Source organism: Lentihominibacter faecis (assembly GCF_014306095.1).
GTDB lineage: Bacteria > Bacillota > Clostridia > Peptostreptococcales > Anaerovoracaceae > Lentihominibacter > Lentihominibacter faecis.
Map to the genome: position 1 here is coordinate 1 of NZ_JACRWC010000115.1, position 6417 is coordinate 6417.

The 6417-nt window shown below is 45.1% G+C and carries 7 protein-coding genes; all 7 read left to right on the forward strand.

Annotation, left to right across the window (positions count from 1 at the left end; genetic code table 11):
* Positions 1–147 (forward strand): hypothetical protein (locus H8876_RS09805; RefSeq protein ID WP_249287600.1); only part of this gene is annotated, 147 nt, incomplete at its 5' end.
* Between the two features lie 27 nt (positions 148–174).
* Positions 175–2004, forward strand: a complete 1830-nt coding sequence (gene glmS / locus H8876_RS09810; RefSeq protein WP_249287595.1) for a glutamine--fructose-6-phosphate transaminase (isomerizing) — start codon at positions 175–177, stop codon at positions 2002–2004.
* A gap of 72 nt (positions 2005–2076) precedes the next feature.
* Positions 2077–3330, forward strand: a complete 1254-nt coding sequence (locus H8876_RS09815) for an adenosylhomocysteinase (RefSeq protein WP_249287596.1) — start codon at positions 2077–2079, stop codon at positions 3328–3330.
* Between the two features lie 2 nt (positions 3331–3332).
* A complete protein-coding gene (locus H8876_RS09820; protein ID WP_249287597.1) occupies positions 3333–3749 on the forward strand; it encodes a GNAT family N-acetyltransferase in 417 nt (138 codons plus the stop codon).
* Positions 3750–3892: 143 nt separating this feature from the next.
* Positions 3893–4405 (forward strand): hotdog fold domain-containing protein, encoded by a 513-nt coding sequence (locus tag H8876_RS09825; RefSeq protein WP_249287598.1) that lies wholly within the window; start codon positions 3893–3895, stop codon positions 4403–4405.
* A 281-nt stretch (positions 4406–4686) separates the two neighbouring features.
* Entirely contained in the window at positions 4687–5199 is a 513-nt protein-coding gene (locus H8876_RS09830) for a hotdog fold domain-containing protein (RefSeq protein WP_249287599.1), read from the forward strand.
* A 382-nt stretch (positions 5200–5581) separates the two neighbouring features.
* A complete protein-coding gene (locus H8876_RS09835; RefSeq protein ID WP_177264721.1) occupies positions 5582–6292 on the forward strand; it encodes a zinc ribbon domain-containing protein in 711 nt (236 codons plus the stop codon).
* Positions 6293–6417: the final 125 nt, after the last annotated feature.

Below are 6417 nucleotides of genomic sequence, written 5' to 3' on the forward strand. Positions count from 1 at the left end.
CTCGGAGATGTGTATAAGAGACAGGTACTGATCCGCCCGTCAGGAACGGAACCTCTGGTGCGCGTGATGCTGGAGGGACAGGATGTGGAGAAGATCACAGGGATCGCAGAAAAGATCGCAGTACTTCTCACGAAAAAATTTGGTTAAAAGAAAGCAACAGGAGGAAATAGATTTATGTGTGGTATTGTAGGATACGTGGGCGAAGAGCACGCGAAAGAACGGATCATAGATGGTCTGAAGCGACTGGAATACAGAGGGTATGATTCTGCAGGAATCGCTCTGCCGATCAACGGCAAGATCGAAATCCGCAAACATGTAGGAGAGATCAAGAATTTAGAGAAGATCATTGGCGATGCGGCCTATGACAGTTCAGTAGGGATCGGTCACACCAGATGGGCGACTCATGGCGCTCCGTCAGATCTCAATGCGCATCCCCATGCGAATGGGGACAATTCGATCGCAATAGTACATAATGGGATCATAGAGAATTATCAGGAAATCAAAGAATGGCTCATACGTGACTACGGAGTGAAATTTAAGTCAGAAACAGATTCTGAGGTCATCGCGCACCTGATCGGCATCTATTATGATGGAGATCTGCTGCAGGCAGTCAACAGAGCGGTGGAGCAGATGAGAGGTGCTTATGCGGTAGCGGCTATCGCTGCTGCAGAACCGGATAAGATCGTAGCTGTCCGTAAGGATGCTCCGCTGGTAGCGGGGATCGGAAAAGGATTTAACTTCATAGCATCCGATATTCCGGCTCTTCTGAAATACGTCAGAGAAGTATACCTGATCGAAAATAATGAGACTGTGGTTCTGACAAAGGATGGCATTAAGATCTATAACGAAGACGGCAAAGTAGTCAAAAGAGATGTGTTCCATGTAACATGGGATGCGGATGCAGCAGAAAAAGAGGGCTATGAACATTTTATGCTCAAGGAGATCCACGAGCAGCCAAAGGGGATCCAGGAAACGCTGGTAAGACGCCTTAATGAAGATGGCACCATAAACCTTGACGGCATTTCCATGACGAAGGAAGACATCGAAAACTTCGATAAAGTATATATCGTTGCATGCGGAACGGCTTATCATGCAGGGCTGGTAGGCAAGCTGGTCATCGAAAAGATGGCACGTGTTCCGGTGGAAGTGGATATTGCATCGGAATTCCGCTACAGAGATCCGTTTGTAGACGAAAAAACGCTGTTCATCGCGATAAGCCAGTCGGGCGAGACCCTGGACACGCTGGCAGCTCTTCGTGAAGCGAAACGCAAGGGCGCAAGGATCCTGTCGGTAGTTAACGTAGTAGGAAGCTCCGTGGCAAGAGAATCGGACGACGTGTTCTATACATGGGCAGGTCCGGAAATTGCCGTGGCATCTACGAAAGCGTACACGACCCAGCTGATCTGCATGTACCTCATCGGACTGTATATGGGAAGCACGAAAGGAACGATTGAAAAGGACTATTACACGCAGGTCCTGGAAGAACTGAAACTTCTGCCGGAAAAGGTAGAAAAGCTGTTTGGTGAAGAAGATCAAATCGCAGCACTTGCCAAGAAGTATCATAGAAAAGACCAGGTCTTCTATGTAGGAAGAGGTCTGGACTCCGGAGTTTCCTATGAAGGATCTCTGAAACTGAAAGAAATCTCCTATATCAACTCTTTTGCCATCGCGGCAGGAGAACTGAAACATGGCACCATTGCTCTGATGGAGGAGGAAACCCTTGTCTTTGCACTGGCGACACAGGATTTCCTGTACGAAAAGATGGTCTCGAATGTGGAAGAGATCAAGGCGAGAGGAGCGCGCGTTGTTGCGATCGCCAAAGAAGGAAGGACGGAAATCGAGCAGGTGGCAGATGAAGTGATCTATATCCCGCCTTGCATGGATGAAGTCTCCCCGGTTCTGGCCGTTATCCCTCTCCAGATCTTTGCATACTATGTAGCAAAGGAACGGGGGTGCAACATCGATAAGCCGAAGAACCTGGCAAAATCCGTAACGGTAGAATAATAATCAAGATAACACTGAGAAACAGACTGGCCGGGCCGTCAGCCTGTTTCTGCTTTTTTGGAGGAACAGAATATGAACAATCAATACGATATCAGAGACATTTCCCTGGCGCCTTCCGGACACAGAAAGATCCAGTGGGTCAAGCACAATATGCCTTTGCTGTCCGATCTGGAAGAGGAATTCAGTGCCACAAAACCCTTTGAGGGACTGCGTATCAGCCTTTCCGTGCACCTGGAAGCCAAGACGGCATATCTTTGCCTGGTGCTGGCTGCAGGCGGCGCACAGATGTCTGTAACGGGCAGCAACAGTCTTTCTACCCAGGATGATGTGGCGGCAGCACTGGCAGATGAAGGCCTTGCAGTATTCGCCTATCATGGGGCAACGGATGAAGAATACATGAAGCACATCGAAATGTGCCTGGAACATAAGCCGCATATCATAATCGACGACGGAGGAGACCTGGTGGAGATGATCCACAGCAAGCGTCCTGATCTGGGAGAATCCGTAATGGGCGGGTGCGAAGAAACCACTACCGGTGTCATTCGCCTTAAAGCGATGGAAAAAGACGGCGTTCTGAAATTTCCGATGGTTGCCGTAAACGATGCCAAATGTAAGCACCTGTTCGACAATCGCTACGGAACGGGACAGTCCGTATGGGACAGCATCATGCGTAATACAAACCTGATCGTGGCATCCAAAACAGTCGTTGTAGTCGGCTACGGCTGGTGCAGCAGAGGTATTGCCATGCGTGCGGCAGCCCTCGGTGCACAGGTCATCGTAACGGAAATAGATCCTGTAAAGGCGATGGAAGCTAAAATGGACGGGTATGACGTGATGACTATGGCAAAGGCAGCTCCGCTGGGCGATATGTTTATTTCTGCGACTGGATGCAAACATACTATCACGGTGGAACATATGCTGACCATGAAGGATCAGGCGATCCTGGCAAACGCTGGTCATTTCAACGTGGAAATCGATATGGCAGGGCTGGAAGAAGCAGCTGTCGCAAAAGAAGAAACTAGAAACAATATCATGGGCTATACGCTGAAAAACGGTCGTCAGATCAATGTGATCGCAGAAGGAAAGCTGGTGAATATCGCAGCAGCAGACGGACATCCGGCAGAAATCATGGATCTCAGTTTTGCTGTGCAGGCAATGTCGGCGATGTACATCAAGGAGCATCATAAGGAACTGAAAAACAGCGTTATCGATGTTTCGGGAGAGATCGATGATATCATAGCCAGAAGACGGTTAAAAGCCTGGGATATCGAAATCGATGAGCTTACGGAAGATCAGAAAAACTATTTGAATAGCTGGGAGCTGTGATCATGTTAGAATTTAAACAAACTATTGAAGAAAAAGCCTATAACGATATGCGGGAACTGGTCGGCTGGAGACGACTCGATCCGCAGCAGGCGCAAACAGGTCTGGATAATTCGATATTCATGACAGTGGCGTATGATGCAAATGAGCCGGTCGGCATGGCGCGTATCGTCGGAGACGGCGGCTATATGTATCTTATCGTAGACGTTATGGTTCATCCGGATCATCATAAACAGGGCATTGGACGCATGTTGCTGGAACGGATCAATGGTTTTCTGGGCGATCTCGCCTCTGACGGCCGTGTTTTGATGGTGAATCTAATGGCGACTCCCGGCAATGAGGGGTTTTACGAAAAGTTCGGATATGTACGGCGTCCTAATGAAGAAATGGGATCCGGAATGGTGCGCTGGATCAACAGGTGAAGTCAGAAAAATGAGAAGAGTTAAACTTCGACAAATGTTTCACAATATCATTGACGAAACGCGTAGAAAAGAGTATCCTAAGAGTGTAAGAAGATGAAAAATCTTCAAGGTAATATTTAATAGTTTTAAGGGAGGACTAAAAAATGAAAACACCTTTAGATTGCATTATGGAAAGAGAAAATAACCCTCAGATCATCGGCGAATATGTATGCCTGAAGACTAGAATGTCTGCTGGTGATGCTCACTACGCTGGCGAATTAGTAGAAGGTGCACACATCGTAACTGCATGGGGAGATGTTGGTACAGAACTGGCTATCAGACTGTTTGGTGATGAATCTCTGTTCGTAGGATACTCTGAAGTTAGATATACAGCTCCTGTATTCGCTGGAGACTGGATGGAATACGGCGGATACATCGAAAAGGTTGGTAACACTTCCTTTACTTGCAAATTCTTCGCTTACAAGTGGATGAAGGATTCTAAGGACGAAAACGGCAACGTAATCAACGGATCCGGAGCAGAAATGATCAATCCGCCTGAACTGTGCGCATACGGAACAGGTACTCTGATGGTTGCTAAGCACCTGCAGAGACCGGAATTCGGCGATCCTAAGTTCGCAGCAGATGCTAAGGCAGCTGGAGCAAAGGCATTCGCATAAATCTCACGGAGATTACCAGTTGAATAATAGGAGACCGTACCCTCGGGTACGGTCTCTTTTTATATGAAAAATCAGCTGGATTTTTTCCTTTTTTAAAGTGGACTTTTTTAGATGTAGCGACCTTGAGATGGCGATAAAAGTCAGAAAAATTAGAAAAATTAAAATCCGATAAAAGATTCACAATATCATTGACTAATTACTTTTAAAAGAGTATCCTATGGATATAAGGAAGATGAAAATCTTCAAGGTAATATTTAATAGTTTTAAGGGAGGACTAAAAAATGAAAACACCTTTAGATTGCATTATGGAAAGAGAAAATAACCCTAAGATGATCGGTGAATATGTAAGCCTGAAGACTAGAATGTCTGCTGGTGATGCTCACTACGCTGGCGAATTAGTAGAAGGTGCACACATCGTAACTGCATGGGGAGATGTTGGTACAGAACTGGCTATCAGACTGTTTGGTGATGAATCTCTGTTCGTAGGATACTCCGAAGTAAGATATACAGCTCCTGTATTTGCTGGAGACTGGATGGAATACGGCGGATACATCGAAAAGGTTGGTAACACTTCCTTTACCTGCAAATTCTTCGCTTACAAGTGGATGAAGGATTCCAAGGACGAAAACGGCAATGTAATCAACGGATCCGGAGCAGAAATGATCAATCCGCCTGAACTGTGCGCATACGGAACAGGTACTCTGATGGTTGCTAAGCACCTGCAGAGACCGGAATTCGGCGATCCTAAGTTCGCAGCAGACGCTAAGGCAGCTGGAGCAAAGGCATTCGCATAAATCTCACGGAGATTACCAGTTGAATAATAGGAGACCGTACCTTCGGGTACGGTCTCTTTACGATCAGAGGCTCTTTGCAGTGAATGGAGAGCCTTCTTTTTTTTGCACCAAAACGCGTTCTTTGCAAAATTCGTATGGAGAAATCTTTGCATAAAAAGATGAAAGTACGATAGGTGTAGTGTGATCGATCGTAAGGATGATCGACCTTTTTTAATCCTGGGTTAGGGGGATGATTCATCTCAAATTGGTAAAATAAACGTTTTTAAGATGAAAATTTCGTGCCAATGAGGAATTCTGTGATATTCCTAGTCGTTTTCTTTTGGATTTGGTATAATAAATTAGAAGATATAGTAGAGAAGCGTATATGCAAGGAGAAGAAGGTATGGGTAAGTGTAGTCGATGTGGAACAGAGTCAGACACACGGTTTTGTCCGAATTGTGGCATGTCTATGGAGCAGGACACTTCGATATCCGGGCTTGTAGAACAAGGAGATTACCCTAATAAGGAATCTGCTATACCACAAAAGAAAAAATCCAAGAGAAAACTTATAATTGGACTTATTGCAGGGTTTGTTTGTATATTGATCATTGCTTTTGGAGCGTATTATGGATATGTTTTTGAACAAGAAGCACGGGAAGAGGAATACATATCGAATTTATTTGATTATGCAACAGAGGTATCGACAGGACTTTCTGATGCTGAGGCGCAGTGTAATTTGGTAGTGGCTGTTTGGAATGATGCGATTTGGGGTGATACCACACAGGAGGATACTAAGAAATACGTTGCAGGAGCTAAAGATTTCGATGCGGCTTTAGATAATTTGTATGAAGATGAGGAAATCAGTAAGAAAATCTCCGCATTATACGATAATCAGGAAAAGGTTTCTTCTTTGATGAGAAAATTGAAAAATCCGCCGGAAGGATATCAGGACTGTTATGATGCGGCAACTGCTTTGTATCAGAAATATACTTCCTTTATTATTATGGCAACAAGCCCAACAGGATCATATAATTCTTATTCGGAGGATTTTTTGAAACTAGATAAAGAAACAGCTGATGAGATTAGTCAGTTTATTATTTTACTGCCAGACTAATTCTAGCTGATGTATGTTAGATCCCTATTTTGAAAGGTAGATAGGCATGGGAATTGTAGTTTTCGCCATTTTGGCAGTCATTGCATATGTTGCATATCAACTTGGGAAATACGACCCTCAAATAC

Bases quoted from the DNA above. Each gene is read 5' to 3' on its own strand.
- H8876_RS09830 (WP_249287599.1), top strand. From the start codon at position 4,687: ATGAAAACACCTTTAGATTGCATTATGGAAAGAGAAAATAACCCTAAG.
- H8876_RS09820 (WP_249287597.1), top strand. From the start codon at position 3,333: ATGTTAGAATTTAAACAAACTATTGAAGAAAAAGCCTATAACGATATG.
- H8876_RS09835 (WP_177264721.1), top strand. From the start codon at position 5,582: ATGGGTAAGTGTAGTCGATGTGGAACAGAGTCAGACACACGGTTTTGT.
- H8876_RS09815 (WP_249287596.1), top strand. From the start codon at position 2,077: ATGAACAATCAATACGATATCAGAGACATTTCCCTGGCGCCTTCCGGA.
- glmS (WP_249287595.1), top strand. From the start codon at position 175: ATGTGTGGTATTGTAGGATACGTGGGCGAAGAGCACGCGAAAGAACGG.
- H8876_RS09825 (WP_249287598.1), top strand. From the start codon at position 3,893: ATGAAAACACCTTTAGATTGCATTATGGAAAGAGAAAATAACCCTCAG.